24 protein-coding genes are annotated in these 26,404 nt (G+C 45.0%); 10 read left to right on the forward strand and 14 right to left on the reverse strand.

Annotated elements, in window-relative coordinates:
- Positions 1–166: 166 nt before the first annotated feature.
- On the forward strand, positions 167–1,147 hold the full coding sequence (locus O3627_RS05910) for an NERD domain-containing protein (RefSeq protein WP_371621313.1): 981 nt from the start codon (positions 167–169) through the stop codon (positions 1,145–1,147).
- 49 nt (positions 1,148–1,196) lie between these two features.
- On the opposite strand, the gene O3627_RS05915 is transcribed toward O3627_RS05910, so the two are convergent.
- The 6 genes from O3627_RS05915 to O3627_RS05940 form a co-directional block, all read right to left on the reverse strand.
- On the reverse strand, positions 1,197–2,612 hold the full coding sequence (locus tag O3627_RS05915) for an LPXTG cell wall anchor domain-containing protein (protein WP_371621314.1): 1,416 nt from the start codon (positions 2,610–2,612) through the stop codon (positions 1,197–1,199).
- Between the two features lie 118 nt (positions 2,613–2,730).
- Positions 2,731–3,660, reverse strand: a complete 930-nt coding sequence (locus O3627_RS05920; protein ID WP_125382124.1) for an aldo/keto reductase family oxidoreductase — start codon at positions 3,658–3,660, stop codon at positions 2,731–2,733.
- A gap of 9 nt (positions 3,661–3,669) precedes the next feature.
- On the reverse strand, positions 3,670–5,448 hold the full coding sequence (locus O3627_RS05925; protein WP_223314771.1) for a beta-galactosidase family protein: 1,779 nt from the start codon (positions 5,446–5,448) through the stop codon (positions 3,670–3,672).
- The gene (locus O3627_RS05930; RefSeq protein WP_125382126.1) at positions 5,449–6,810 is read right to left on the reverse strand and encodes a PTS sugar transporter subunit IIC; all 1,362 of its coding nucleotides are present in this window, start codon (positions 6,808–6,810) and stop codon (positions 5,449–5,451) included. It lies immediately after the preceding gene.
- A gap of 5 nt (positions 6,811–6,815) precedes the next feature.
- Positions 6,816–7,133, reverse strand: coding sequence for a PTS lactose/cellobiose transporter subunit IIA (locus O3627_RS05935; protein WP_002914454.1), 318 nt, complete (start codon positions 7,131–7,133; stop codon positions 6,816–6,818).
- Positions 7,134–7,141: 8 nt separating this feature from the next.
- A complete protein-coding gene (locus tag O3627_RS05940) occupies positions 7,142–7,459 on the reverse strand; it encodes a PTS sugar transporter subunit IIB (RefSeq protein ID WP_011836400.1) in 318 nt (105 codons plus the stop codon).
- Positions 7,460–7,663: 204 nt separating this feature from the next.
- Between O3627_RS05940 and O3627_RS05945 the strand changes: the two genes are divergently transcribed.
- Entirely contained in the window at positions 7,664–8,860 is a 1,197-nt protein-coding gene (locus O3627_RS05945) for an ROK family protein (RefSeq protein WP_125382128.1), read from the forward strand.
- A gap of 86 nt (positions 8,861–8,946) precedes the next feature.
- On the opposite strand, the gene O3627_RS05950 is transcribed toward O3627_RS05945, so the two are convergent.
- Positions 8,947–9,843: a PEP phosphonomutase gene (locus O3627_RS05950; protein WP_002907378.1), complete on the reverse strand. Its 897-nt coding sequence runs from the start codon at positions 9,841–9,843 to the stop codon at positions 8,947–8,949.
- 233 nt (positions 9,844–10,076) lie between these two features.
- Positions 10,077–11,969 carry a M13 family metallopeptidase gene (locus O3627_RS05955; protein ID WP_371621315.1) on the reverse strand — a complete coding sequence of 631 codons (1,893 nt, stop codon included), beginning with the start codon at positions 11,967–11,969 and terminating at the stop codon, positions 10,077–10,079.
- Positions 11,970–12,118: 149 nt separating this feature from the next.
- Between O3627_RS05955 and O3627_RS05960 the strand changes: the two genes are divergently transcribed.
- The 4 genes from O3627_RS05960 to tpx all read left to right on the forward strand — a co-directional run bounded on the left by O3627_RS05960 (position 12,119) and on the right by tpx (position 15,280).
- On the forward strand, positions 12,119–12,838 hold the full coding sequence (locus O3627_RS05960) for a metal ABC transporter ATP-binding protein (protein ID WP_032913328.1): 720 nt from the start codon (positions 12,119–12,121) through the stop codon (positions 12,836–12,838).
- Position 12,839: 1 nt separating this feature from the next.
- Positions 12,840–13,688 carry a metal ABC transporter permease gene (locus O3627_RS05965; RefSeq protein ID WP_009659779.1) on the forward strand — a complete coding sequence of 283 codons (849 nt, stop codon included), beginning with the start codon at positions 12,840–12,842 and terminating at the stop codon, positions 13,686–13,688.
- Between the two features lie 19 nt (positions 13,689–13,707).
- Complete coding sequence (gene ssaB, locus O3627_RS05970) at positions 13,708–14,637, forward strand: metal ABC transporter substrate-binding lipoprotein/adhesin SsaB (protein ID WP_125338169.1); 930 nt, start codon at positions 13,708–13,710, stop codon at positions 14,635–14,637.
- A gap of 151 nt (positions 14,638–14,788) precedes the next feature.
- Entirely contained in the window at positions 14,789–15,280 is a 492-nt protein-coding gene (gene tpx, locus O3627_RS05975) for a thiol peroxidase (RefSeq protein WP_002910774.1), read from the forward strand.
- A gap of 20 nt (positions 15,281–15,300) precedes the next feature.
- On the opposite strand, the gene O3627_RS05980 is transcribed toward tpx, so the two are convergent.
- The 3 genes from O3627_RS05980 to O3627_RS05990 form a co-directional block, all read right to left on the reverse strand.
- Positions 15,301–16,401, reverse strand: a complete 1,101-nt coding sequence (locus O3627_RS05980) for a DUF3114 domain-containing protein (RefSeq protein ID WP_002910777.1) — start codon at positions 16,399–16,401, stop codon at positions 15,301–15,303.
- Positions 16,402–16,687: 286 nt separating this feature from the next.
- Entirely contained in the window at positions 16,688–18,928 is a 2,241-nt protein-coding gene (locus O3627_RS05985) for an SEC10/PgrA surface exclusion domain-containing protein (protein WP_002910778.1), read from the reverse strand.
- A 278-nt stretch (positions 18,929–19,206) separates the two neighbouring features.
- Positions 19,207–19,659, reverse strand: coding sequence for a C39 family peptidase (locus tag O3627_RS05990; RefSeq protein ID WP_032912548.1), 453 nt, complete (start codon positions 19,657–19,659; stop codon positions 19,207–19,209).
- Between the two features lie 138 nt (positions 19,660–19,797).
- On the opposite strand from O3627_RS05990, the gene O3627_RS05995 reads away from it, so the two are divergent.
- The 3 genes from O3627_RS05995 (at position 19,798) to O3627_RS06005 (ending at position 21,429) form a co-directional block, all read left to right on the forward strand.
- The gene (locus O3627_RS05995) at positions 19,798–20,445 is read left to right on the forward strand and encodes a metal-dependent transcriptional regulator (protein WP_002896686.1); all 648 of its coding nucleotides are present in this window, start codon (positions 19,798–19,800) and stop codon (positions 20,443–20,445) included.
- A gap of 104 nt (positions 20,446–20,549) precedes the next feature.
- Positions 20,550–21,011, forward strand: coding sequence for a MarR family winged helix-turn-helix transcriptional regulator (locus O3627_RS06000; RefSeq protein WP_125382131.1), 462 nt, complete (start codon positions 20,550–20,552; stop codon positions 21,009–21,011).
- A complete protein-coding gene (locus O3627_RS06005) occupies positions 21,004–21,429 on the forward strand; it encodes an EVE domain-containing protein (protein ID WP_125382133.1) in 426 nt (141 codons plus the stop codon). Before O3627_RS06000 ends, O3627_RS06005 begins: the two co-directional genes overlap by 8 nt.
- Positions 21,430–21,541: 112 nt before the next feature.
- On the opposite strand, the gene O3627_RS06010 is transcribed toward O3627_RS06005, so the two are convergent.
- The gene (locus O3627_RS06010; RefSeq protein ID WP_125382134.1) at positions 21,542–22,156 is read right to left on the reverse strand and encodes a CPBP family intramembrane glutamic endopeptidase; all 615 of its coding nucleotides are present in this window, start codon (positions 22,154–22,156) and stop codon (positions 21,542–21,544) included.
- 499 nt (positions 22,157–22,655) lie between these two features.
- Between O3627_RS06010 and O3627_RS06015 the strand changes: the two genes are divergently transcribed.
- On the forward strand, positions 22,656–23,453 hold the full coding sequence (locus O3627_RS06015; protein ID WP_125382136.1) for a DUF4037 domain-containing protein: 798 nt from the start codon (positions 22,656–22,658) through the stop codon (positions 23,451–23,453).
- 93 nt (positions 23,454–23,546) lie between these two features.
- Here the strand turns inward: O3627_RS06015 and dtd are convergent, their stop codons facing one another.
- Both dtd and O3627_RS06025 read right to left on the reverse strand, forming a co-directional pair.
- Positions 23,547–23,990: a D-aminoacyl-tRNA deacylase gene (dtd, locus tag O3627_RS06020; RefSeq protein WP_002910787.1), complete on the reverse strand. Its 444-nt coding sequence runs from the start codon at positions 23,988–23,990 to the stop codon at positions 23,547–23,549.
- A 68-nt stretch (positions 23,991–24,058) separates the two neighbouring features.
- Positions 24,059–26,278, reverse strand: coding sequence for a bifunctional (p)ppGpp synthetase/guanosine-3',5'-bis(diphosphate) 3'-pyrophosphohydrolase (locus O3627_RS06025; protein WP_002910788.1), 2,220 nt, complete (start codon positions 26,276–26,278; stop codon positions 24,059–24,061).
- Positions 26,279–26,404 lie beyond the last annotated feature (126 nt).

Raw genomic sequence — 26,404 nt, forward strand, 5'->3', positions numbered from 1 at the left:
TTAGGTTTGTGAGGTGTTTTTGGAAAATAAGTTTTTAAAGGGTAGTTTCCGTTTTTTAGACACATTTATAACCATTGTTTAATTATCTTGTTTTTACACTTATAAAAATCTTCCGTCCTTTATTTTGTGCTATACTCGAATTAGGGATTTTAAGGGAGATTAGGAAATGTTTGGATTCTTTTTCGTTGCATTTGTGGCTGTCTTTGGCATCGTCTTTTTTATCAGTTATAAGCTACTCGAAGACCGAGAAGATACGGACTCGGATTGGTCGTCCAGCCAAAGCCCAGAGCCTGACTATTTCCAGCAAACCCAGACTGCCCCTTGGGAACTCAAATACAACAAGGGAAAACAGGGAGAGTACCAGCTTGGTCAGGTCTTGAACCAACTCTATGGCTACAAAAAGATTTTGTACAATCTCTATATCTTCAAAGAAGATGGCACTACCATTGAGATTGATGCCCTGCTGATTCATCCATCTGGAATTTACATTTTTGAGTCCAAAAACTACAAGGGCTGGATTTTCGGCTCAGAAAATCAGCAATACTGGACTCAGGTTCTTTCTGGTGGCCGCGGAAAATCTTACAAGCATTCTTTTTTCAATCCCATTATTCAAAATAAAGTCCATCTCAGATGGCTCAGCTACTATCTCAACCAATACACGCCAAATCTATATTCCTATATCGTCTTTGGCAATGACTGTCAGCTTAAGGAAATCCATCTAAAGAGTGACAGGCATAAGGTTATTCAGACCTGGCAAGTGATTGGGGCAATCAACCAGCAGGCCTGCCAAAGTCAAGTCTGCCTGTCGCCCGAGCAGATTGACGACCTCTATCGTATGCTCCTGCCCCTGACTAAGCGAAAGCAGGTCATCAAAGAGCGCCATATTAACAGCATTGCTCAGAATAAACAACGTAGAGAAGCAGAAAAGATCTGCCCTCGCTGCCAGCATGGATTGGTGCTCCGTACAGCATCCAAAGGTTCTAGGGTTGGTCAGAAATTTTGGGGCTGCTCCAACTTCCCAAGATGCCGCTTTACTCAAAAATACCAAGAGCCTGTCTGCAGTCCGCTTGCCGAGCAGGTTGCGCAAGTACCTAATTTCGAACAGCCTGTCGTGCAAAACCTAAACCAAACACAAAGCAACAGCTAGAATCTGCTGTTGCTTTTTTGTAGATTATTTTTTTCTCTAGCTTGCAAAACTAAGATTTTTTCTTCAGGCCAAGGAAGCCAGCTCCCAGTCCTAAGAGCCCGAGTCCAAGCAGATTGGCCAATAGACTGCTTTGGCTGCCGGTCTTAGGCAGTTGTTTGGAAGAAGCTTGCTGAAGAGTTGGCTCTTGAGACGTTGCTTGAGGGTCCCTCTGGCCGCTTGCTTTGTAGGTCAGATTTTCCGCTTGGCTACCCTTTGGATCAGGCCTTGCAGGGGTTGGCTGCTGAGCTTGATTTTGGGCGACCTGCTCCATATCGGCCAGCGGCACGATACTCTTCATAAATACATCTTGTGAAATGGCCCTTTCTTCGACTGCATCTTGAATACCAGTGAGGCTGACAAAATAGTAACGAGCCCAATCCTTGGTCAGTCGCTGAATACCAGCCAGACCAGCTCCTGGATACCAGAGCGGCTTGCTCACTTCTTCAGCAAATTTCCAGTCACCGCCAACTTGAATACCAAGCTTGGCATCTGGGTCAGATTTTTCAGAAATACGAGCTTCTACGGAAACTAAAACAGCCCGAATGGTTTGAGGATTTGGAATATCACGGGCCTGATCAGAGCCCCAGTGGGCAACCCGATCCTGCTTAGGTAATACCTCAATAGCTGTTCCCCCGCCAGCCAAGGCTTCCTGCCGTGCATCTCCTACGTTGCTGGACATATTTCCCTTGAATTGAGAAACCCATTGAACTCCTTGAGGGTGATCCACAATTTTCTCCCAGACATTGGAGTCCTTCCGGAGCACGAAAGCCTGCATGTTACGAATATCCGCCCAAGCATTGCTGGCCTTATTGTCCGTCATTTCCATCACAACGCCCCAAGGATCAAATTCATTCATCCATTTGCCACGTTCCTTGTCAAAGACAGCCTTCGCTTCTTCGTCAGTCATCCCTTCGCCTTTATATGCAAGGTAGTACCAATCAGCCGCTGGGTCATAAGTCGGACGGCCGCCTAACACGACGGCTCCGCCATTAAATTGGCCAGGACCGCCATTAGGACCGCGCTTTTGACGCTCCCCATTTTCTTCAACGACATTTTCCTCCGACCAAACCCAGACATCCCCTTGATTGGCTCCCATCTGAGCAATGGCGCGCTGCTTCTGCTCATCGGACATGACCTGACTGGCTGGCAACTCGCTAGCGGCTGCAGCTGATTCGGCCTGATTTGCAGGAGCTGCTTGGGGTTCAGCTACAGCTGGATTTTCAGCCTCGGGGCTTGCTTGCGCTGCTGGAGAAGCCGGCGTTTCAGCTACTGCGGCAGGGGCAGGCGCAACATCTTCTGCTTCAACTCTTGAGACAGCTGTCAAAGCTGCTAAGGACAAGAGGGAAGCACATAGCAGCAAGCTGCTCCCATACTTAGCAGCAGAAGTAGATTTTGCTAGGGCTTGCCAAGAAAACTTATTATTCATATCATTCTCCTTTCATAAGGTGCAGAGTCGAGCTTAATCAATAAAGCAAGCAGACTAATTCACTGCTCTTAACCTTCATTGATTCTGAATAACAAATAATCTCCCTGCAAAAACAAGCTTAGGGCAGAGGATTCCCCGCGCTCTTGTAAATCTTATACCAATCAGCCCTAGAGAGTTCAATATCAAAAGCAGCCACCATTGAGCGAATTCGCTGTGGATTCATGGAGCCAACAATCGGCTGCATTTGTGCCGGATGACGCAAAATCCAAGCGAGAACTAAGGCTTCAAAAGAAACTTTATAGTCTGATGCAAAGGCATGCAGAGTTTCTGTAAGCTGAGCATATTTAGGATGCTCCATAAAAAGTCCCTGGTTCAAGTCGACCTGAAATGGTGACCAAGGCTGAATCGTGATATGATGCAATCGACAATAGTCCAGTACACTACCATCCCGAACGATTGCCAAAGGATTGAGCATATTGGCATTGAGCCCAGCGTCCAGCATCGGAGTATGGGCTGGACCAAACTGCAGTTGGTTGGCAATCAAGGGCTGCTCCACACTCTTCTGAAGCAGCTCCATTTGATAAGGGGTTTGATTGCTGACTCCGAAATAGCGGACCTTCCCAGCTTGGTGCAGCTGTGAGAAAGCTTCAGCCACCTCTTCCGGCTCCACAAGAGCATCTGGCCGGTGCAGGAGGAGCACATCCAGATAGTCTGTCTGCAAGCGCTCCAAGCTGCCTTCAACCGAGCTGATGATATAATCCTTAGAAAAGTCAAAATGGTAGTTGGTGTGAACATCCCGCAGTCCGCACTTGGACTGGATGAGAACTCGGTCCCGGGGAATCTTAGCCGAGCGAAGAGCCTGCGCAAACTTGGCTTCAGACTGGCCACCAGCATAAACATCTGAGTGGTCAAAGAAATTAATTCCCACTTCTAATGCTGTTTCAAGAACGGAAACGACCTCTTTAGTATCATGCTCTGCCAGTCGCATGCAACCCAAAATCAGCTGACTGGCTTCTTTCAGTTCATTCCCGACTGTCATATATTTCATCGCAACACCTCATTTCTTATAGACTGGATGGTCAAGCAAGGTCAACTCTTCAATCTTGACATTTTCAGTTTCAAAGACGATAAATTCATTCTTTTCCTTGAGCAGGCCAGACGGCACATAGAGATAGTGAATCGGTCCTTCATTCCAGTAGCGGCCTAGGTTGAAACCATTGACCGAAATACAGCCCTTCCCATACTTAGAGCAGTCGATGAAGGTATCAGCGATATCATCTAACTCTGCTTCAAAGCGATAGAAGGTCGGTGCTTTGACACTTTCAGGTGGAGCTGAGTAGCAGTCTAGCTTGGCCAGCATTTCCTGGTCAAACTTGAGCGCATAATGCTTCCAGCCCTTTCGAAACTGATGGTTAATCATGATACCGCCCTTGACTCCCTTAGATTGGCTGGGTGCGCCCAGCTTGTAACCATAGTTGACACGCCCCATATTTTCCACCAGCACATCAATCTGAATCCGCTCGGTATCAGCTGAGAAGAGCATCTCATCACCGATTTCTTCACGATACTGAGTAGCCAGGTGCTCCTGATTGACATAGAAATGGCAGCGGTCATGAGTCTCCAATGCCTTGAGCCTTTCCTCATGGTATTGATTTTTGATATCGGAACGGTAGAGGATATAGCCATGATTCTGCCCAATCTGCTCCATAGGCTGCGGATAATCCAGCAGAATTTCCTCTGTGATGTCCGCAGCCACATCCAGCAGATTTGCAGTCCCAAGTAGCGGAAAACTGCCATAGGCCTTGGCCTGTCGGCTAATAGGCTCCATCTGCTCAAGCTCTGGAAAGACCTCGTGGGTCACCCGCTGAACAGCGTAGTATTTCTCTGTTGGCTGCCCCCACTCAGTAATAGGTGCGTCAAAATCATAGGAGGTAATCTGTGGCAAATCCTTGGTCTTGCGGGCTGAACAGCCACTGATAAAGCCAAAATTGGTCCCACCTCTCAATAGGAAAAGGTTCATGCTGCCTAGCTGCAGCATTTCTTTGACATCCTGAGCCAAATCTTCTGCCTCTCGCCGAACGATTTCCTCGCTCCAGCGGCTGAACCAGCCATCCCAAAACTCAGTACACATAAGTGGCCATTTCTTGCCATAGCGCTCCATGAAAGCTCGTAGATTGTCTGTATTTTCCTTGGGTTGGGAGCCAAAATTCCCCGTCACAAAAATATCATCCTCAATCAAGGTCCCAGACTCCAAAGCCTCTATCCATGTCCCATCAGAGGTAAAGAGAGGAACCGTAACGCCACGTACCTTCATCATCTGCGCAATGCTGCGCATGTAGGCCTTGTCCTCGGCGTAAGAACCATATTCATTTTCCACCTGCATCATGAGGATAGGACCGCCTTGATCACTCTGATAGGGCAGAAGCTTGGGAAAGAGCCAGTCATAAAAATGACTGACCTTTTCCAGAAACAGCGGATGATTGACCCGCAGTCGCATCGAAGGATATCTCAAGAGCCAGGCCGGCAGGCCGCCAAAGTCAAACTCTGCACAGATGTAAGGCGTTGGCCGGACAATGAGATAAAGCCCCATCTCCTCAACCAACTTGAAGTATGCTTCAAAATCCAGCATGCCCTCTGCCTGAAACTGACCTTCTTGAGGCTCATGCAATGCCCAAGGAATATAGGTTTCTACCGTATTAAAGCCTAGAGCTTTGAGATTGTAAAGGGTATCTCGCCACTGGTCTGGATGAAGCCGGAAATACTGGATAGCCCCCGATAAAATCTTAAAAGGCTTGCCATCCAGGTAAAATTCTTCTTTAATTTCAAATTTTGCCATCTATCCAAGCTCCTCCTGTTTATCTGCCATCTTGACAAAGGGCAGATATATAGCGGTCGAAATAGCGATGTTAACTAGCGAAAGAATAATTGCCCGCCAGTCGAAGGCTGTCGCAAAGAAACCGTAGAGAATCGGCGGCATGACCCAAGTAACGTTTTGAGTAACCGGCGCAACCAAGCCCATAGAGGTTGCAAAGTAGGCTACTGTTACCATGACCATTGGCGTCAGTACGTATGGAATAAACATAATTGGATTCAAAACGATTGGCAGACCGTACATGACTGGCTCACCGATGTTGAAGACCATTGGGAAAATTCCTAACTTGGCCACTTCACGATAGTGCTTGTTCCGAGATTGCCAGAGAATGGCAATGGCAACTCCAATCGCATCAAACCAGACAAAAGCACCGAAAGAATTATCCGTCCACATGTAAGGAATCGCATGTCCAGCCTGATAAGCTTCCAGATTGGCCAGCATGGTCACACCAAAGAGACTGGCCATGACTGGTGCCAGCACATTACCGCCGTGCAGGCCGAAGAACCAGAAAATCTTATTGAGAAAGACAATGAGCAGTACAGCCCAGAAGCTTTGAGACAAGCTGAGAAGCGGTGCCTGCAAAATCTTGTAAATCCAGTCAATCAAGAGCTCGCCTGTCACCAGATTAAAGAGATAGGTCGCAATTCCCACGACATACATAGCAATCGCAGCCGGAATGATAGACAGGAATGGCTTCATGATAGCTGGCGGAACAGAATCTGGCAGTTTGATAGTCCAGTTACGATTCATGACCTTACAAAAGATGATAACAGATACAAAACCAATCAGAATAGCAGTAAAGTAACCACGCGCACTAATCTGGTCACCGGGAATGACACTGTTAATCGTCACAGACAAGTTACTGCCGTCAAGTTTTAGCTCTGGAAGTTTTGAAATCGCCTTGCTCAGCCCTGATGTTTTGCCAGCCAACTCAAAGGTTTTAGTAACTGATCCACCAATGGTAATGATATAGGAAGCAACAGCTACCAGACCGGCAGACACCTTATCAGTATTGTAAATCTTAGCGATATTGACCCCGAAGGTAAAGAGGAACAAGAGGGTAACGATAGGAATACTGCCCTTAAATACCAGCCAGTTAATATCAATCAGCCACTGGAAGGTAGATGAAATCCAGGTCCAGCCGAACTGTCCTGGCAAGTCAGATAGAAAGGCATTGACCATGAGGGCGAAAGAGCCCGTCATAATCACAGGCATGGTTCCAATAAAGGAATCCCGCAGGGCAACCAGAAATTTTTGGTTGCCGATTTTATTGGCAATAGGCATGAGACGCGCTTGCCATTTATCAACCAAACTACTCATCTGCATTTCTCCTATTCATCAAATTTTTTATGCAAATCAACAATCTCCTTTGCCAAATCAACAAAGGCGATACTGGTCATGAGATGATCCTGCCCATGTACCATAAATAAACTAAGTTCTGTCTTTTCTCCTTGTGCCTCCTTGGTCAGCATTTCAGCTTGAGCGTGATGGGCTTGCAGCAGGGCCTTCTGAGCCTGACTCAGCCTCTCCTGAGCTCGGTCAAAGTCCTGCTTTTTAGCTGCTGCAATGGCTTCAATAGCACAAGACTTGGCCTCTCCGCCATACATAATGAGGGTCATAGCGACCTCTAAGGAATCTTTATTTTCCATAGGAGTACCTACTTCATGAGCGACTCTGCCAGCTCCAGGACCTTATCCCCCTTCATCATTCCGTAGTCCGTCATAGGAATGACATCGACCGGAATGCCTTTTGAAGCTAATTTTTCCTGTAAATCCTCCAACAGATAGCGGACCTGAGGTCCCAGCAACAGGACATCAACCTTTTTCTCGCTTAGATAGTCTTCTGCTTCTGACACTGGCACCGCAAATATCGTCGCAGCCAAGCCGCGCTCCTCTGCAGCTTTCTGCATTTTATTGACCATGAGACTGGTGCTCATCCCAGCCGCACAGACTAACATAATTTGTTTTGTTTCCATCAGCATCCTCCTTTATGAATCTGACCTAGCCTGCAACGACGCTTGCTATTTATTTTCAATATATAAACAAAAATCCAAAAACAGAATATTTTTCACTATGTTATTAATATTCTATAAACATTATAACTATTTTTCTGTACTATGTCAACGCTTACATTTGAGATTTATAGCTTTTTTTGATAGTATAGCAGCAGAGGAAACAAGATGACACGAACTAGAAAACAAAACGAGCTAAGGGCAACTGTCCTGGATCAGCTCTATGCCAAACGACCGATTTCTCGGATTGATATTTCAAAAGAAACTCAAATCACACCAGCCACGACCGGCAGTATCATCAATGAACTAATCAAGGAAGGCTTGGTACTGGAGCTGGGTGAGCTCAATGATGAGAGCGTAGGCCGCAAGAAAACCCTGCTAGATATTGCACCTCATAGCCGCTACTATCTGGGCTTTGAGATTTCTGAAAAACAGCTGGCTATGGTCATCGCTGACAATACCGGTGAGATTGTAGAAAGCAGCATTCGGACTTATCAGGTTGAGGTGACAGGCGGCCCGTCTGACCAGGAAATTATCCGGCTGATTCAAGATTTTCTGAAAAAGAACAGCCAATACCCCATCTCAGCGATTGCCCTCGGGCTGCCGGGGCATGTGAATCTCTCTGAGAGTGATTTTATCATTTCTAAAAATCCCCACTGGGGACAGATTAACCTGCAGACTATTCAAGAAGCCTTTGACCTCCCTGTCTACTTTGCCAATAAATCCCACTGTTTGACAATGGCTGAACGCCTCTTTAGCTATCATCCTACAGACAGTAATTTTATCGTCTATCATGTCGCCAGAGGTATTCATTGCTCCTACATGTACAAGGGCAGCATTTACAGTCAGGAGAATTATCTTATCGGGGAGGTGGGGCATACCGTCATCAATCCTGAAGGCGAGCGCTGTCCTTGCGGCAAGCACGGCTGCCTGCAGGTTTATGCCAGCGAGAGTGCTCTGATTGATAAAGCAGCTATCCTGTATCGAGCTTCCCAGACCTCGCTCTTAAAGACCCTTGTAGAGGACGTCAATGACATTGATCTGACAAGTCTGATGACCGCCTATCGCTTAGGAGACTTGGGCAGCATTGAGTTGATTCATACTGCCTGCCGCTATCTGGCCATTTCCATTTCCAATCTCTGCCAGCTTATTGATAGCGAAAGGATTTATCTTGACGGCCAAATATTCTCCTATCCGGTTATTGCCGAGCAGGTTCTGGCTCAGTTAGAGCAGGAAGTACCTCTCTTCCCAAAGCAAAAGCAAGCAGAGATTGTCATTATTCCTTACTCTAAATACAGCATTGCCCGCTCTGCAGTCAGCCTCTGTGTCTATCATGAATTTTTAGATAAAAAAGGAAACCTATAAAGGCCGAGACATCAATCTCGGTCTTTTTTATAAAAAATAGAGACAGGCTTTCTAGGAGCTTACCCCTAAAAGTCTGTCTCATTTTACTATCTATTAATCGAACGTGAAATCATGGAAATGGTGTGGCGCTGTCCTCTGAGAGCCTTGCTCATGGCAAAGATATTTTCAACCGGAGCCAGACAGCCGTAGCCTGAATCTCCAATATGCTGGATATCTACACCACAGATTTTGTTGCGGATAGCCATTTGCTTGACAATATCCTCATCAGCACTCTCCTGACTGGTACCGATCGCACTCATAACCAGAGCCCCCTTTTGATGAGCCAGTCGGACAATCTGCTTCAAGTCCTGTTCATCAAAACCCGGCACACTGCCGACTGCCGGTGCTAGGACAATATCAACACCAGCTTCGATAAATTGAGCGATTGCTTCCAGGTCTGCTACCGGCTCATCCACACCCGAAGCATGCATTTTGCCTGCAATCAGGAGGCCTGAAAAATTCTCCTTGACCACTCGAATGGTGTCAATAATGGCTTGATTGGTGACACCAGTCCCCGGATTACCCGTCAGGCAGATAAAGTCAACGCCCAACTCTTCTGCTCGCTGAATGGTCGCTAGACTAGCCTGACGCCCCTCATTGATAATCAGGCGTTCTCCTGCCATCTGGGCCTGACTGTCCACCGGCTCTAGATTGATACCGATAGGACGGCCAACCAAGCGGTGAAGTTCCTGAACAAAATCTTCCTTGGCGTCCAGACCAGCTACAAAAGGCTGGAAGATATCAATCCCATTCAGCAAAATCAAGTCAGCACCAAAAGACCGAGCAATCTCTGCATTGGTCACATCACCGATATAAGATTCTTTAAAAGCCACGTTTTCAGACAGGATAACGCGGCCCTCACTGGCCTTGATGCTCTGTTTCAGCTCCGGCGCAGTCATACTTAAAATTTCTGAAGCATTTGAACTAATGAATCGTTTTACCATAAGAATATCTCTTTTCTTTATTATTCATTAATAAACACTTTGAAATCTATTCTATTTGGATATTTTGTTTGTTTTTTGTTATCAACTACAGTATAGCACAAGGTCATAGAAATGTAAACGCTTTATATTTTCTTTGACAAAATAGCCTGCTTTCACAAACAAAAGCAGACTATTGAAATGCACTCGATTATTTTTGATTTGAGCAAGATTTGATAAGTACTCTTATCTCTGCATCACCAGATGACCACCCGCTCTTCTGGGCTCCGCCACATGCCGTCTCCCTCTTTCACATCAAAGGTTGTAAAGAAGTCTTCAAAGTTTGGCAGCTGCACATTAGTCCGAAGCTTGGCCGGCGCATGGACATCGACGCTTGCCAGGAGCTTCATATATTCCTCTCGGCCCTTCATCCGCCAGATGCGGGCAAAGTTGGTAAAGAATTCCTCAGCAGAGAAATCAGCTTCTTTCTTGGCCGCTTCTAGGGCTGCTGCAATGCCACCCAGATCAGCCACGTTTTCTGAAACAGTCAGCTTGCCATTGACCTTAGCACCATAGGAATCTTGACCTTCAAACTGGTCAATGACCTTTTGAGTCCGTTCGGTGAAGGCTTGGTAGTCGTGCTCTGTCCACCAATTATTAAGACTGCCATTTTCATCAAAGGAAGCGCCATTGGTATCGAAAGCATGAGAAATCTCATGGGCAATGACCGCTCCGATACCACCGTAATTGGCTGACGAGGATTGGTGCAGGTCATAGAAAGGCGCCTGCAGGATAGCCGCTGGAAAGACAATCAGGTTTTTCTGCGGATTATAGTAGGCATTAACCATATGGGCCGGCATTCCCCATTCCTTGTAATCTACTGGTTGATTCCACTTGCTCCAGCTATAAGCAATATCAATCTGGCTCAGCTTCTGAGCATTTTCAAAGAGAGTCAGCTTTTCATCCACAACCTTGAGGGAATAGCGCTCAGGCAGCTCGTCCGGATAGCCAATATAAGGCTTGATGGCATTGAGTTTGACAATAGCCTTGTCCCGAGTTTCTGGTGTCAGCCAGTCATTCTGGGCCAGGCGGTTTTTGTAAACTTCAATCATCGTCGCCACTTTCTGCTCCACATCAGCCTTGGCTTCTGGTGAGAACTTTTGACCAGCATACCAAAGACCGACAGCTTGATTAAAGGGACCTTGGGCCAAATAAAATGCTGCTTTTTTCTTGTCCTGAGCCTGAGGTGTCCCAGATAGAGCACGATGATAAGCTCCTGCCAAGACACGGATATCATCCGTTAGATAAGGGGTTGTATTGCGGACTGCAGAGAGAATCAGCAGAGCATGGAGTTTGTCCCAGTTTGCGACTGTATAGATATCCTTAGCTGCTTTCCAGAAGCGTTCCTCAGGAACAATAACTTGGTCGGGTTCTTGACCGATCAACTTGGTGAAAATATCCGCCAAAGGCAACTCCGGCACCAAGGCTTTGAAATCTTCCCACTTATAAGGATGGTAGAGCTTAGCATACTCAGAGCTTTCTTCACTAGACAGAACATACTGAGCAAAAACAGCATCCAACTCCAAGACCTTGTCCAGAAGATCCTTGATTTCCTCTTCCGCAAAGTCAAATGTTGCCAGCAAATCTTCCTGTGTCTTACGCCATTTTGCAAGGAGATCCGCCTTCTGCGGATGGTCCTCAGCATAGTAGGTCGTGTCTGGCAAAATGGTTCCCGGTCCGTCTGCCCAGAGAACATTGATTCGGGCATCCATAAAGTCAGGCGCCACACCAAAGGGGAAATAAGTCGGCTTGCCAGCCAGCTCAAAATCAGCAATCTTAGAAGCATAGTCTTCAAAAGACGCTAGGTTGCGAATCTCATCAATGTAAGCACGCGCAGGCTCAATCCCTGCCGCTTCCCGCTTGTCATAATCCGCTGCTAGGCGATGGTAAGCAATAAAGTTCTGCAGAATTGCATTTTCTGGCACTCCATCGCCAGCCAACCATTTGTCAGTCGTGGCTAGCATAAGATCTTCAATCTCATCTGCCAAATCCATGAAGCCGCCCGTCACTGGCTTATCATCAGGAATAACCGCCGTCTTGGCCAACTCACCATTAACCGCATCATAGAAATCATCTTGTAGTCGTGTCATCTTCTTCTCACTTTCATGCTTTTGATATAACCTTATCAAAATCCACTTCTTTTTTCAAACATTTCTTATATTAATTTTAAAAATTTACTAAAAATTAACTTGACTTAATTTTTGTTTTAATGTATATTAAAACCATAGAGGTGTATGAGATGATTACGATTAAAGATTTGACTGTCAGCTATCAGGATACGCTGGCTCTTGAGCCCCTTTCATTAACCATTAAGGAGCCAACCATTACTGGGATTATTGGTCCTAACGGAGCCGGAAAATCCACCCTGCTCAAGGGCATGCTAGGGATTATTGACCACCAAGGCCAGACTCTGCTGGATCAAAAGCCGCTGCAAAACTCTCTCCAGAGGGTCGCCTACGTAGAGCAAAAGATTAATATTGATTATCATTTTCCTATCAAAGTCAAAGAGTGTGTCTCTTTGGGGCTTTACCCTCAGCTCAAGATTTTTCAGGGGCTAAAGAGTTCCCATTGGAACAAGGTGGCTGAGGCATTGAAAATTGTCGGTTTAGAAGACTTGGCAGAGCGTCAGATTAGCCAGCTGTCCGGCGGGCAATTTCAGCGGGTCTTGATTGCTCGCTGCTTGGTTCAAGAAGCGGATTGTATCTTTTTGGACGAGCCCTTCGTCGGGATTGACTCTGTCAGCGAAGAGATTATCATGTCTACCCTGCGCAGTCTCAAAGCCGCAGGCAAGATTATCCTGATTGTCCATCATGACCTGAGTAAGGTGGTTGATTATTTTGATCGGGTCATCCTGCTCAATCGTAAGCTGATTGCCTTCGGTCCTACCGAGACCAGCTTTACCAAGGACAATATGAAAAAGACTTACGGCTCCCAGCTCTTTATGAATGGAGGTGCCTAGGATGATTTTAGAATTTTTCCAAGGGCTGCGGGACTTTCACTTCCTGCAAAATGCCCTCATCACAGCCATCGTCATTGGGATTGTTGCTGGAGCTGTCGGCTGCTTTATCATTCTGCGCGGCATGTCACTCATGGGGGATGCTATCTCTCATGCGGTTCTGCCCGGTGTGGCCCTGTCCTACATTTTAGGGATTAATTTCTTTATCGGAGCCATCACCTTCGGACTTTTGGCCTCGATTATTATCACCTACATCAAGGGCAATTCCATTATCAAAAGCGATACAGCCATTGGGATTACCTTTTCTTCCTTCCTAGCTCTGGGTGTGATCCTGATTGGCGTTGCCAATAGCTCCACTGACCTCTTTCATATTCTCTTTGGGAATATTTTGGCCGTACAGGACATTGATATGTGGATTAGTATTGGAGTCGGAATAGCTGTGCTCTTAATCATCACCCTCTTTTTCAAACAGCTATTGATTACCTCCTTTGATCCCTTGCTGGCTCAAGCAATGGGCATGCCGGTCAGCTTCTACCACTATCTGCTGATGATTCTCTTGACCTTGGTCTCTGTGACAGCTATGCAGAGCGTGGGAACCATTCTGATTGTCGCTCTCTTGATAACACCGGCAGCAACGGCCTACCTCTATGCCAACAGTCTGAAAACTATGATTCTGCTGTCCTCGGGTTTGGGAGCTCTGGCTTCTGTGCTGGGACTCTTTATCGGCTATAGCTTTAATGTCGCTGCAGGATCCAGCATTGTCCTGACCTCGGCCCTCATCTTTCTCATCTCTTTCTTTATTGCCCCTAAGCAACGCTATTTAAAACTTAAAAACCAACCTAAACTAAAATAAAATTTAATGGAGGAATCCCATGAAAAAATTAGGTTTTTTATCCCTGCTTTTGCTAGCAGTCTGCACTCTCTTTGCCTGCTCCGATCAGAAGAACGCGTCCAGTGACTCGTCCAAGCTCAAGGTTGTTGCGACCAACTCAATTATCGCTGATATTACCAAAAATATAGCTGGCGATAAGATTGATCTGCACAGCATTGTACCAGTCGGCAAAGATCCCCATGAATATGAGCCCCTGCCTGAAGATGTCAAAAAGACTTCTCAAGCGGATCTCATCTTCTACAACGGTATCAATCTGGAAACTGGCGGTAATGCTTGGTTTACCAAGTTGGTCAAAAATGCCAATAAGGAAGAAAACAAGGACTACTATGCTGTCAGCGATGGCGTTGACGTCATTTACCTTGAAGGTCAAAGTGAAAAGGGTAAGGAAGACCCCCATGCTTGGCTCAACTTGGAAAACGGCATTATCTATGCGCAAAACATTGCCAAGCGTTTGATTGAAAAAGACCCTGACAATAAGGCCACTTACGAGAAAAATCTCAAAGCTTATGTGGAAAAATTGACTGCTTTGGACAAGGAAGCCAAGGAGAAATTCAACAATATTCCAGAGGAAAAGAAATTGATTGTGACCAGTGAAGGCTGCTTCAAGTACTTCTCTAAGGCCTACAATGTGCCATCAGCCTACATCTGGGAAATCAACACCGAAGAAGAAGGAACTCCAGACCAAATCAAGAGCTTAGTTGAAAAACTACGCGAGACCAAAGTGCCGTCTCTCTTTGTCGAATCAAGTGTGGACGACCGTCCGATGAAGACTGTTTCTAAAGACACTAACATCCCAATCCACGCTAAAATCTTCACTGACTCAATCGCTGAAAAGGGAGAAGAAGGCGACAGCTACTATAGCATGATGAAATACAATCTGGATAAAATTTCTGAAGGATTGGCCAAATAATGATAAAAGGTTAGGAAGACAAAATCCTAACCTCTTTATTTTTGGAGAAGGAGCTTCACATAGAGTCGATTTCAAATTTCCAGTCAAATTATTCGAAAAAAATCATTATTCGCTGTACAATGAAGCTATCAAACATGAATGGAGACTTCCTATGACAACTTTTCTCGGAAATCCTGTAACCTTTACTGGAAAGCAACTGCAAGTCGGCGACACTGCCCACGATTTTAGCTTGACAGCAACTGATCTTTCAAAGAAAACTATGGCTGACTTTGCTGGCAAAAAGAAAGTCCTGAGCATCATCCCATCTATCGATACTGGTGTCTGCTCAACTCAGACTCGTCGTTTCAACCAAGAGCTCTCTGACTTGGATAATACCGTTGTTATCACGGTTTCAGTTGATTTGCCTTTTGCACAAGGCAAGTGGTGTGCTGCTGAAGGCATTGAGAATGCTGTCATGCTCTCTGACTACTTCGACCATTCTTTCGGCCATGACTATGCTGTCCTCATCAATGAATGGCACCTTTTGGCTCGTGCAGTTCTTGTCTTAGACGAAAACAACACTGTGACCTACGCTGAATATGTCGACAATATCAATACCGAGCCTGACTATGATGCGGCGATTGCAGCAGTTAAGAGTTTATAAGAGATAGAAATACGGACCTGCTAGTCCGTATTTTTTTGTGCGAAAAACTTCTGCCAAAACTGACGGAACCAAGCCCAGGAACGCAAGAGGATGGATGGCCGATTCAGCAATTTCTTGAACCGAGCAATCTCTGCCTTTACCTGTTTCTGAGCACTCCGCCCCTTTCGAGCATAAGGGCTCTTAGCCGAACGATAGCCCAGCGGACCACGATTATTCTGAGGTGACTTGAACTTACGACCGCCATTTTCAATGGCAAGCCTTCGAAAGTGAGGATCCCAGACTGCAGGCGTTTTGACATCGTAGCGAGTATGAGAAGCCTGATTGACCGGACGATTGCGCTCACCATAGTTAAAGCTGGCGCCATTCACAATACCATTTTGGCTAGCCCCCTCTGGATCGATGATATTGAGAAAACAATCTGCCTGATCCAGAATAAACTCTGTATGAAAATCAATCAGGATTTTTATATTGGCCTGACTCGCTTGACCATCCGGATAGATAGCTTGACTAGACATCTTATCAATATAGGCTTTATTATGCAAGCGAGAGGATTCTTGAAAGTTATAAGGCAGCGCTGGAAAAGCCTTTAGATAGGAGGCCAAGGCTTCTGCATCTGTCATACCAGTCTGACGGTAGTAATCTCTGACCCACTGGGCCTGCTGGCAGGAAATGACATAGCGAAACTGATGTAGCTGCCTTTTGAGCTTTTGATTGCCATCCCTTTGGCTAAAATCATCTGCTGGAAAAGCCTGGCGCAAGGTGCTTGAAAAAATCTTCCAAAAGCGATCATGTGGTGTTAGGTTTGGAGCAATCCGAGCCAGTAAAAGATCTGTCTCTGCCTTGTTTCCGCTCAGCTCCTCAGGCATATTAACAAGATTCATAGCCAAAACCAGCAGCTCCTGAGCTCCTAACCTGCTGATTTGAGTCTCCTCAGCCTGCCAGAGCTCTTGAAAGAAGGGACTGCCAAAAAGTTGAGCCTCCTGCAGGTAATCTCTTTCTTCTGTCAATGTTTTCCCTTGCTCGTTATTTAACCCTGTAAAAACTTGTTCCAACGCTGCCTGAGACCAACCGATTGATTGCAATTGCTGAAAGAGCTGCTCTTTCCCTTCTTTCGGATACATGGCTCCCCTCCTTTCTTGTAGCTATAATAGTTCAAAACTGTAGAGATTACAATAAAAAATCTAATCTACATAGAACAATTAGATTTTATCACAAACTCACATGATAGCAAAGAACAAAATATGAACCCTTGGAGTGCTAACAATAAAGATGTTCTTAACAAATTACTCAATAAATAAAGAGAAGACCAAACTGGTCCTCTCTCAGTATGAGTTTTGTTTAAATGAGCTGTTCCAACTTTGATTTTGCTACAATTCATCTAGAATTCGATTTTATCAATAAATGCTCTTAAGCTTTACGACGTTTTGCAAAAGCCAGTCCCAGCATAGAGAGCAATCCCAATCCTGCAAGCGCTAGAGAAGATTCAGCAGATCCTGTTTTTGGAAGAGCTGCTGGAGCCTGATAGGTCTGAACTGGTTTCTTTCCGTTCTTCACTCCTGTTGTAGTGACTTTCAGAACCTTTCGCTCATTCTTAGAAACGAGGTTGGTTGGGTCGTCTGTCTCAAGGGCTGCAAGAGCTGCTTTCAAAGCTTCAAGTTTGGCATTTTCGACTCTATAGGTTTCTTCCTTACTTGCCAAGTTTGCTTTAGCATCATTGAGAGACGCTTCTGCTTCTTTTAGAAGAGCAGGGGCGTTTTGCAAGCGAGTAACATAGTCTTTAGCAGCTTGAACAGCACGTTGAGCCTCTTCCAGAGCTGTAGCCGCAGCAGTTGCCTTTTCTTGAGCGGTCGCTGTAGCTGCTTTCAATTCGGCAAGCTTGGCATTAGCTCCCTCAGCTGTTTTTTGCGCACTTGCTTGGGCTGCTTCTTTTTCTTTCAAGCTTGCTTGAGCTTTATCTAAAACCGCAAGTTTAGCCTTGGTTTCTTCAGAAGCCGAATTCTTGCTATTTTCGAGTTCAGCTTGGTAAGTACGTTCCGCCTTGGCCAACTTGTCCTTAGCAGTTTTCACAACCTCACGCAGTAATGGGGCTTTCTCCTGCTTGTTCTGAGCATTTGTTAGCGTACGTTGAGCAGCGTCCAACTTAGCTTGCGAAGCCGCCAAATCTTTACGAGCAGCGTCTGCCTCTTGATTATTGGCATTTGGATTGATTAAGGCTGGTGTTATTTTGGAAGGGTCCTGAATATCACCGTCATTATTCGCGAAGAGAAGGAAGTTAATTCGGTTAATAATGCCGTTGTTGCTAAAGTTAACAGCTACATAATCTCCCTTTTTCTGCCTATCTAGGCTGCCAACTATTTTTTGAGCATAGATTGTTGTTCTAATGGGGTCTCTAAAGCTATCTCCAAGGTCAAATAATTGGAATTTAATATTGTCATAGATAGTCTTCTTCAAATAATCAACGGACACTTTTTCTTGACTGGCCAACGTAGGATAAAAACCAAGCTCATTTAAACCAGTAACTCTATATCCAAACTGATCAAGCCCAAATTTAGCAACCACATCTTTTGGAACATTCACTTGTGAAGTTATAGGATCTTTTGCTTGGGCTCTATATTTTTGCTCACGGGCTGCTTGGCTTAGGGCCGCCGCATAATCCATACTATTTTGCGTTAATGTTACAGGAGCATTGCCTACTTGCTTACGGATTTGGTTGATTAAATCTTGAGCATAGTAGTTAATTTCCAAAAGGATCTCTTTAGGAATATCATTAATATCTACTATACGTTGAGCATCCTTTTGACTGCTAATGAAGTTATTACTTGATTTTAGAATCGCTGCTTCTTTTGCAAGCATTTCTTTCGCTTCAGGAGTTAACTGGCCCGATCCTTTTTTATCAATAGTTCTTGCTGCCCTGATGTAATCTTGCGATAGGGTAAAGGTATTGTGTACTTGGTCCTGGGAAGAAAGTTTCGCTTCTTTTTCCTTGATTTCTGCTTGAGCTGCTTTGATATCTGCCTGGGCTTGATCAATCACTGCTTGGCGTTTCGCATCTTCAGCTTCAGCTGTCTTCAACTGATCTTCGTAAGAAGCTAAGTGGTTTTTAGCCTTGTCAAGCTCATCCTTTGCCTTCGTTACCTTTTCACTCACCAGTTTGCTATCCACAGCTTTTTGGGCTGCATTCACAGCATCCTGAGCAGCTTGAGTCTCGTTTTGTGCCTTAGCTGCTTGAGCTTGAGCATCCTGAGCTACAGCTGCCTGTGTGTTTTCTACTTTTTTAGCTGTATCAAGAGCTGCTTGGGCTTGCTTGGCCGCGTTTTCTGCTGGAGCAACTTTCTTCTCAGCTTCTGTCACAGCTGCTTGAGCTTCGGCAATTTTTTGTGCACTTGTATCAGCATTATCTTTCTTAGCTGTTTCAACCTTAGTCTCAGCTGCCGCAACCTGTTCTTTGGCTTGGTCAACAGCCGCTTGGGCTTGATTAACCTGCTCAGTTTGCTGTTTAAGAGCTTCTGGGCTTGCAGATAGAGCCTTATCTTGGTTTGCAGGGGCATTTGCATCCACTGGAGTTGTATCTGCAGCTACAGTGTGAGCAATGCCAGTACTAGCAAGAACTGCTGCACCTAGAATGACATGTTTTGGGATTTTTTTCATGGTTTTCCTCCTGATATGTTAATAGTATAATGAGGAAAGCTTTGTTTGTCAAACTATTTACATGTTTTTTTGAGAACTTTTATCGCAAATATGTCCAAAAATAGAATCTCGTCTCAATCGCTTCCAAAAAAACTGTGTGTCTAGCTATAATTGTATAATGAATTTTACGCTTACTGACCTTGCCAAGGATAAAGTCTTAACAGATTACAAACATATTAGTCATAGAATGCAGAAAACCGCCCGTCAAGCAACGAGCGGTCTTCTTATTCTCGAATTTCTTATCCTTCGATGGCAATAAAGGGGGATCCTTCTGTATTATCCGTCGGATCTACGCTCTTGACTCCAAAGAGATAGTCTACTGGATACCAGCCATTATTAGCTGCATTATAAGGGTCACGGACATAGGTTTTTCCATTGTCATAGCCTTTAAGAACCAGCTCATGAGTTACTGGATAATGGGCAAAGATGCTAGTACCAACGGCACCTAGGACATGATGCCCCTGCGAAAGCACTTCTTTGACTGCGGAAGCTGTAAACAGGGTCTCAGTCGTCAAATCCCAGTGCTGGGCAGCTCGGACAATACCACGGCTGCTAGTACCAAATCCACCTTTATTAAATTCATTGGTATGGTTATATAGGTAATCCGCAACAGTTGTCGGAAGCACTTCTGTCCCAGTAATCCCAGAAATAACCATGGCTAGCGTTGTCGGCACGCATCCTGTCGCATCCACGCTGTAAGGACCATACTTCCTGCCACCCCAGCGACCATCACAATGAAGAAAATCTAAACATCAAAGAAAGGCTTAGACACTGTATTCTTGCAGCGATTTTTGTTATACTAATGATAGAAAGTTCAGCGAGGATGCAAGATGACCCCAAATAAAGAAGACTATCTCAAGTGTATCTATGAGATTGGCAGCCGCCACAAAAAAATCACCAATAAAGAAATCGCCCAGCTCATGCAGGTTTCACCTCCAGCTGTGACGGAAATGATGAAAAAAATGCTGGCGGAAGAACTTCTGGTCAAGGATAAAAAAGCCGGCTACCTGCTGACTGATTTGGGGCTAAGGCTAGTTTCTGACCTCTACCGCAAGCACCGGCTGATTGAAGTCTTTCTGGTCAACCATCTCGGCTACTCGACTGATGAAATCCATGAGGAAGCCGAAGTCCTAGAGCATACTGTTTCTGAGCGCTTCGTTGAGCGTCTAGATGCCATGCTCCAGTACCCCAAGACCTGTCCTCACGGAGGCACTATCCCAGCCAAGGGTGAGCTTCTGGACGAAGAAAACCAACTGACTCTGGAAGAGGCCTCTGCCCCTGGCGACTATATCATCAAACGGGTGCATGACGACTTTGACTTGCTCAAATACTTGGAAAAATACAACCTGCAAATCGGCCAAACCATCACTTTCATCCAATACGATTCTTTCGCTCAGGCCTATCTTCTTAAGACAGAAACTCAAGAAATCCAAATCAATCCTATGATTGCCCAGCAGATTTATGTGGAAAAACTATAAACAGAACCCAGTTCGGACTTTTTAGTCTAAACTGGGTTTTTATTGACAAAAATAAGATGTCGGAATATAATAAGTATACTTATAAAAATCTAGAGGGAAAGCTAATGGAAAAATCGCAGTTTAACTCCATCTACAAGGATGAATACAAAAAATCAACCGGTCTGCTCTTTATCCGCGCCTACCATAAGTGGCATGGGCTGATAAAAAACAAACTGAGAACGATTGATTTGACCCATCCCCAGTTTGTCGTTCTGACCACTCTTGCTGCACTCCTGTGTCAGCAAGAATGGGTTAGTCAGACCGATATTGCCCAATTTTCTGACATGGATGTTATGACCGTATCCCAAATCATCCGCCTCTTGGTCAAGAAAGGTTTGATCATGCGGGAAGTCCATCCCAAGGACAGCCGTGCCAACATCATACTCCTAACGGATACGGGGCTGCAAAAGGTTAACCAAGCCCTTCCTCTGGTAGAAGGTATTGATCAGGCGTTCTTTGGAAAATTAGGAAATAATACAGAAACATTAAACCAACTCTTAATCAAACTGGAGGCAGAAAATGACTAGATTTTGGATTGGTGTCGTATCAAAAGAACATGTACTAAGAGGTGTAGAAGGTGGATTTTGCCAAGTCTGCCATGGTAAGAAAGCACCGCTGAACCGAATGAAAAAGGGGGACTATCTTCTGTACTACAGCCCCAAGTATCAGCTGAATAGTCAGGAAAAACTGCAGGCCTTTACAGCAGTTGGCAAGATTCTAGATGACACAGCTTACCAAGTAAAGATGTTTGAAGGCTTCGTCCCATTTCGGCGAGATGTCAGCTACTACCAGCCTGTCAAAGACTGCCCCATTGACCAAGTCCGACAACATCCTCAGTGGCGCCAATATGCTTCTCAGATAAGATATGGACATTTCGAAGTTTCGAAAGACTTCTTCCTTTATGTTTTTGAGCAAATGAAATTAGACAGCACTGCAAATCAGTAAAAGCAGCTTCGTTTGACTTACACCTAAACCTTGCTCACCTGTCATTAAATCTAAAGTTCCGATTCTCAAGGAAAATCGGAACTTTTTGATTTTAAGTGAAATTATCGATTTATTAAATCAGCATAAAAGCTGATAAACTACCCGTAATCACATTTACTAAAGCATGTATGATCCAGCTGGCTAAAATGGAGCCATCAGATTTCTTTTCATTGACAAAGCCCATATAGGCCGCGATACCACCCGTACACAAAATGATGAGCAGGGTTTGCTGCCAAGAGAGCACTGTTATAAACATCAAGCCATGGAGCAGACCAAAAAGAGCAGCTTGTATGGTGTTGGCCACTACAAAGGATAAGCGGCTAGCCAATCTCTTTAAAAGAAAACCTCTGAATAACAGTTCTTCCGACAGAGAAGTTTGAAAAATACCATAAATCAGAACAGCTGGCAAGGCTTGGAAGCCGAGGCCTGAGAAATTCGAAGTCGCTGTATCTAGATTTTTTACAGCAGGATATACTAGCAAAAACGAAAGAAGCAAGAAAGATAGCGAACCCAACAAAATCCACAGCCAGATCTTTCGGCTGCCAGCATCTTTTAGTGGTTTTAAGCCAAGCCATTCTAAAAATGGACTTTTTCTTCTAGCACTTATCAACCACCAAACAAAAGGAAGAAAAGCAAACAAAGCAATTTGAATCAGAGCATTCAGCATCTGTTGAACTAGATTTTCCATGATAAGAGACTCCTTTCTTTTCTTTAATATGATTATACAAGACAAACTTCAAGAATTTATAAAGTAATTCTAAAATATTTCTAAAGAATGAAAGAAATCATAAACATAAACAATCAAGGATTATCGCCACTTCCACTTGTTTGCTATGCTCATCATTTTTGGACTAAATGATGCTCAAAAACTCTTTAAAGATCTATCTCAAAAATCTAAGAAAAGTTGCAGATAAAAATAAGGCGTTGAGTTTAAAAAATAGAAAACTGACAATGCATTAAAGAAAGAAAAAAGTCCTAAAATTTTATCACACAAAGTCAAATTTTCAGCCTATCTATCCTAGATGATTTTCTTTTTAGTCAAATACTCCCAGCTCCTGCTTATCCACTTCATCCCCCTCGGAGTCTCAATTTTTCAAGCTCAGTACCATGCCAAAAGCTGTTTTTCCCTTCTTGCCAACACGCTTACATTTTGCTAAAATGATGTCAAAAATCAGTAAGGAAAAATTATGCCACAAGAACTTTTTAAAGAATTTGCCCAGCTAGATCAAGTGGAAGCTATTGTTCTCGGTGGCTCTCGTACTGGACAGCATTTTGACAAAGACTCAGACTATGATGTTTATATCTACTTAACAGATTCTATTGCTCCCCTGACTCGACGCGATATCCTCAGCAAGTACTGCTCCTACATGGAAATCGGCAATCAGTTTTGGGAACTAGAGGATGACTGTGTGCTGAAGAGCGACATCGAAATTGAGCTCATTTACCGTACACTGGACAGCTTTGATAAAGACCTGCAGACTGTGGTCCTAGACCACCAAGCTCAGAATGCCTACACCACCTGTATGTGGCACAATCTGCTCCACAGCAAAATCATCTACGACCGAAATGGTCGCTACGAGGCACTTCAAAACAAGTACAGACTGCCTTATCCAGCTGAACTTAAAAAGAATATTATTAAGAAGCAGCTCCTCCTACTCGATCAAGCCATGCCAGCTTTCTCCAAACAAATAGAAAAAGCGCTCAAGCGTCAAGACCTGCTCAGTATCAATCACCGCAGCAGTGAATTTTTTGCTTCCTATTTTGACTTGCTCTTCGCCCTAAACGAACAGACTCACCCTGGAGAAAAGAGAATGCTGGAGTTTGCAAAAACCAACTGCACTCTATTACCTCAGCATTTTGAAGAAAATATATATACCTATTTTCAAAAACTCTACACTGAGCCCGCTGAAGCCATAAAGCTTATCAATCAGCTAGTGACGACCATCAAACAAATCATTCCTCAAGAAATGATTGATGGCTTTTAGTAATGTTGTCGGAAACTATACACTCATTGCTACAGAAGTAAAAAAAATTAGGAGTTTGAACATTAGTGTTCAAACTCCTTTTCATGCTTCTTATCAGCGATTTTTCGTATCGAGAATAATGGTCACTGGACCATCATTAACTAGTTCTACCTGCATGTCTGCTCCAAAAATCCCCGTCCGAGTCGGCACCTCTTGCTGCAAGGCAAGATTGAAGGCATCATAAAAATTGCTAGCCATCTCTGGCGGAGCAGCCTTGACAAAGGCTGGCCGATTACCCTTTTTGGTATCTGCATGCAGAGTGAATTGAGAAATCGATAAAATCTCTCCGTCAATGTCCTTGATAGACAGGTTCATCTTGCCCTCAGCATCGGAAAAAATCCGCATATTGACAATTTTCCTGACTGCATAATCCATATCCTCCTGACTATCGTCAGGGCCTACACCGACTAAGAGCAGAAGACCTTGTCCAATACTGCTGCGCAGCTGTTGGTCAATGCTGACCTGAGCACGTTTCACGCGCTGAATCACTATTTTCATATTTTTTCCTTTGATTTAAGCAAGTCACCAAGGGTAACTTACAGCTAGATAATGATTTCCGAAATGGATCAACCATTGGTCCGCTTGACCGAGTAGACCTCCGGCACGCTCTTGATCTTATCCACCACCGTCGTCAGCATAGACAGATTAGCAATACCAAAAGAAACGTGGATATTAGCAAATTTCATATCCTTGGTCGGCTGAGCATTTACCGTTGAAATATTTTTGGTGGTATTAGACAGAACCTGCAACACATCGTTGAGGAGACCAGACCGGTTGAGACCGTATATATCAATGTGAGCCGTGTACTCTTTGGTCGTGTTATTGTCTTCCCATTCCACATCAATCAGCCGCTGCTCGTAATTTTCCTGGGCCTTGAGATTCATGCAGTCCTGCCGGTGAATGGCTACACCACGTCCTTTGGTAATATAGCCAACAATATCATCACCCGGTACAGGGTTACAGCATTTGGCAATCCGGATGAGGAGACCAGACGCCCCCTGAATAACCACACCGCCTTCGTGCTTAACCTTGAGGGTGTCTTTTTTGTTTTCGACCTTGACCTCACCGCCCTTGACCAATTCCTCCGCTTCTGCTCTGGCCTTGGCTCGCTCTTCCTCACGACGCTCTTTTTCTGTCAAACGATTGAAAATACTAATGGCACCAATCTCACCGAAGCCAATCGCCGCAAAAAGCGCCTCTTCAGTCTTATAACTTGTCTTCTGCAGCACTTCTTCCATGTGCTTCTTATCCATGTACTTATTAGCTACATAGCCATGCTCCTGAAATTGAGCCTGCAAGAGCTCCCGGCCTTTGGAGATAGACAGCTCCTTGTCTTGATTTTTAAAGAACTGACGGATTTTATTTCTGGCCTTGCTGGTCTTGACAATATTGAGCCAGTCGCGGCTCGGTCCGAAGGAGTTAGCATTGGTGATGATTTCCACCTGATCCCCTGTCCTAAGCTTGGTTGTCAGAGGAACCATGCGGCCATTGACCTTGGCTCCTGTGGCTTTCTCACCGACCTTAGTGTGGATCTCATAGGCAAAGTCAATGGGACCCGAGTCCTTAGGCAGAGAGCGCACTGCTCCATCCGGTGTGAATACGTAAATTTCCTCAGCTAGATAGCTCTCCTTGACCGAGTCAACGAAATCCTTGGCATCGTTAGACTGGTCCTGCAGCTCCATCAGCTCTTTAATCCAGTTCATCCCGATGGCTGATTCTCTGCTGTCTACCTGTCCCTTGACACCTTTCTTGTAAGCCCAATGAGCCGCAACCCCATACTCAGCGACCTCATGCATTTCCTTGGTCCGAATCTGAAACTCAATCGGACCTTTGGGGCCATAAACGGTCGTATGGATAGACTGGTAACCATTGGCCTTGCGGTTGGCAATATAATCCTTGAACCGCCCCGGCATCGGCCGCCAAAGCTCATGAATGTAGCCCAGCATGGCATAAACATCACTTTGAGTATCCAAGATGCAGCGAATGGCAATCAGATCATAAATCTCATCAAAACGCTTCTTCTTGTCCTGCATCTTGCGATAGATCGAGTAGATATGCTTGGGCCGGCCATAAATCTTACCATGCAGATTGCGCTCGCCAGCATAGGTCTCAATCTTCTGAACCACCTCTTCTACCAGTTCTTCACGCTCCCGACGCTTCTCCTTCATCATGTGGGAAATTTTGTAAAATTCCACTTCATTGAGATAACGGAAGGACAAATCTTCCAGCTCCCACTTGACACTGGAAATTCCCAGGCGATGAGCCAAGGGTGCGTAGATTTCCATTGTTTCTCGGGAAATCCGCTCCTGCTTATCCTTGCGCAGATGCTTCAGCGTCCGCATATTGTGGAGACGGTCTGCCAATTTGACCAAAATAACCCGAATATCCTCCGACATGGCCATCAGCATCTTGCGATGGTTTTCCGCCAACTGCTCCTCGTGGGATTTGTACTTGACCTTGCCCAGCTTGGTAACCCCATCCACAATCACGCGCACATCCGTCCCAAACTCTCTTTCCAAATCATCCAACGTCGCACGGGTATCCTCAACCACATCATGCAGAAAGCCGCAGGCAACCGTTACCGCATCTAGCTTGAGCGTGGCCAAAATTCCTGCCACCTGAATAGGATGCACAATATAAGGCTCACCTGACCTGCGAAACTGCCCACTGTGACAGTCAATCGCATAGATCAAAGCTTTCTGTATAAAGGCCACATCCTCCGCAGCCAGATATTTTCTCGTAAGGGCCAATACCTGATCGCCCGTCAAATTCACTTCTTTTGGCATCTCGTCTCTCCAATTCCTGCCTACTATTTTATCACTTTTAACCCAATATGAAAACCTAGAAGACGGTTCATATAAAAACCCGCCTTAAACGGGCGGGAGTTATCCGATGCGAGGCTGGTAAAAACA

Source organism: Streptococcus sp. 27098_8_82 (genome assembly GCF_041431615.1).
Classification (GTDB): domain Bacteria; phylum Bacillota; class Bacilli; order Lactobacillales; family Streptococcaceae; genus Streptococcus; species Streptococcus sanguinis_K.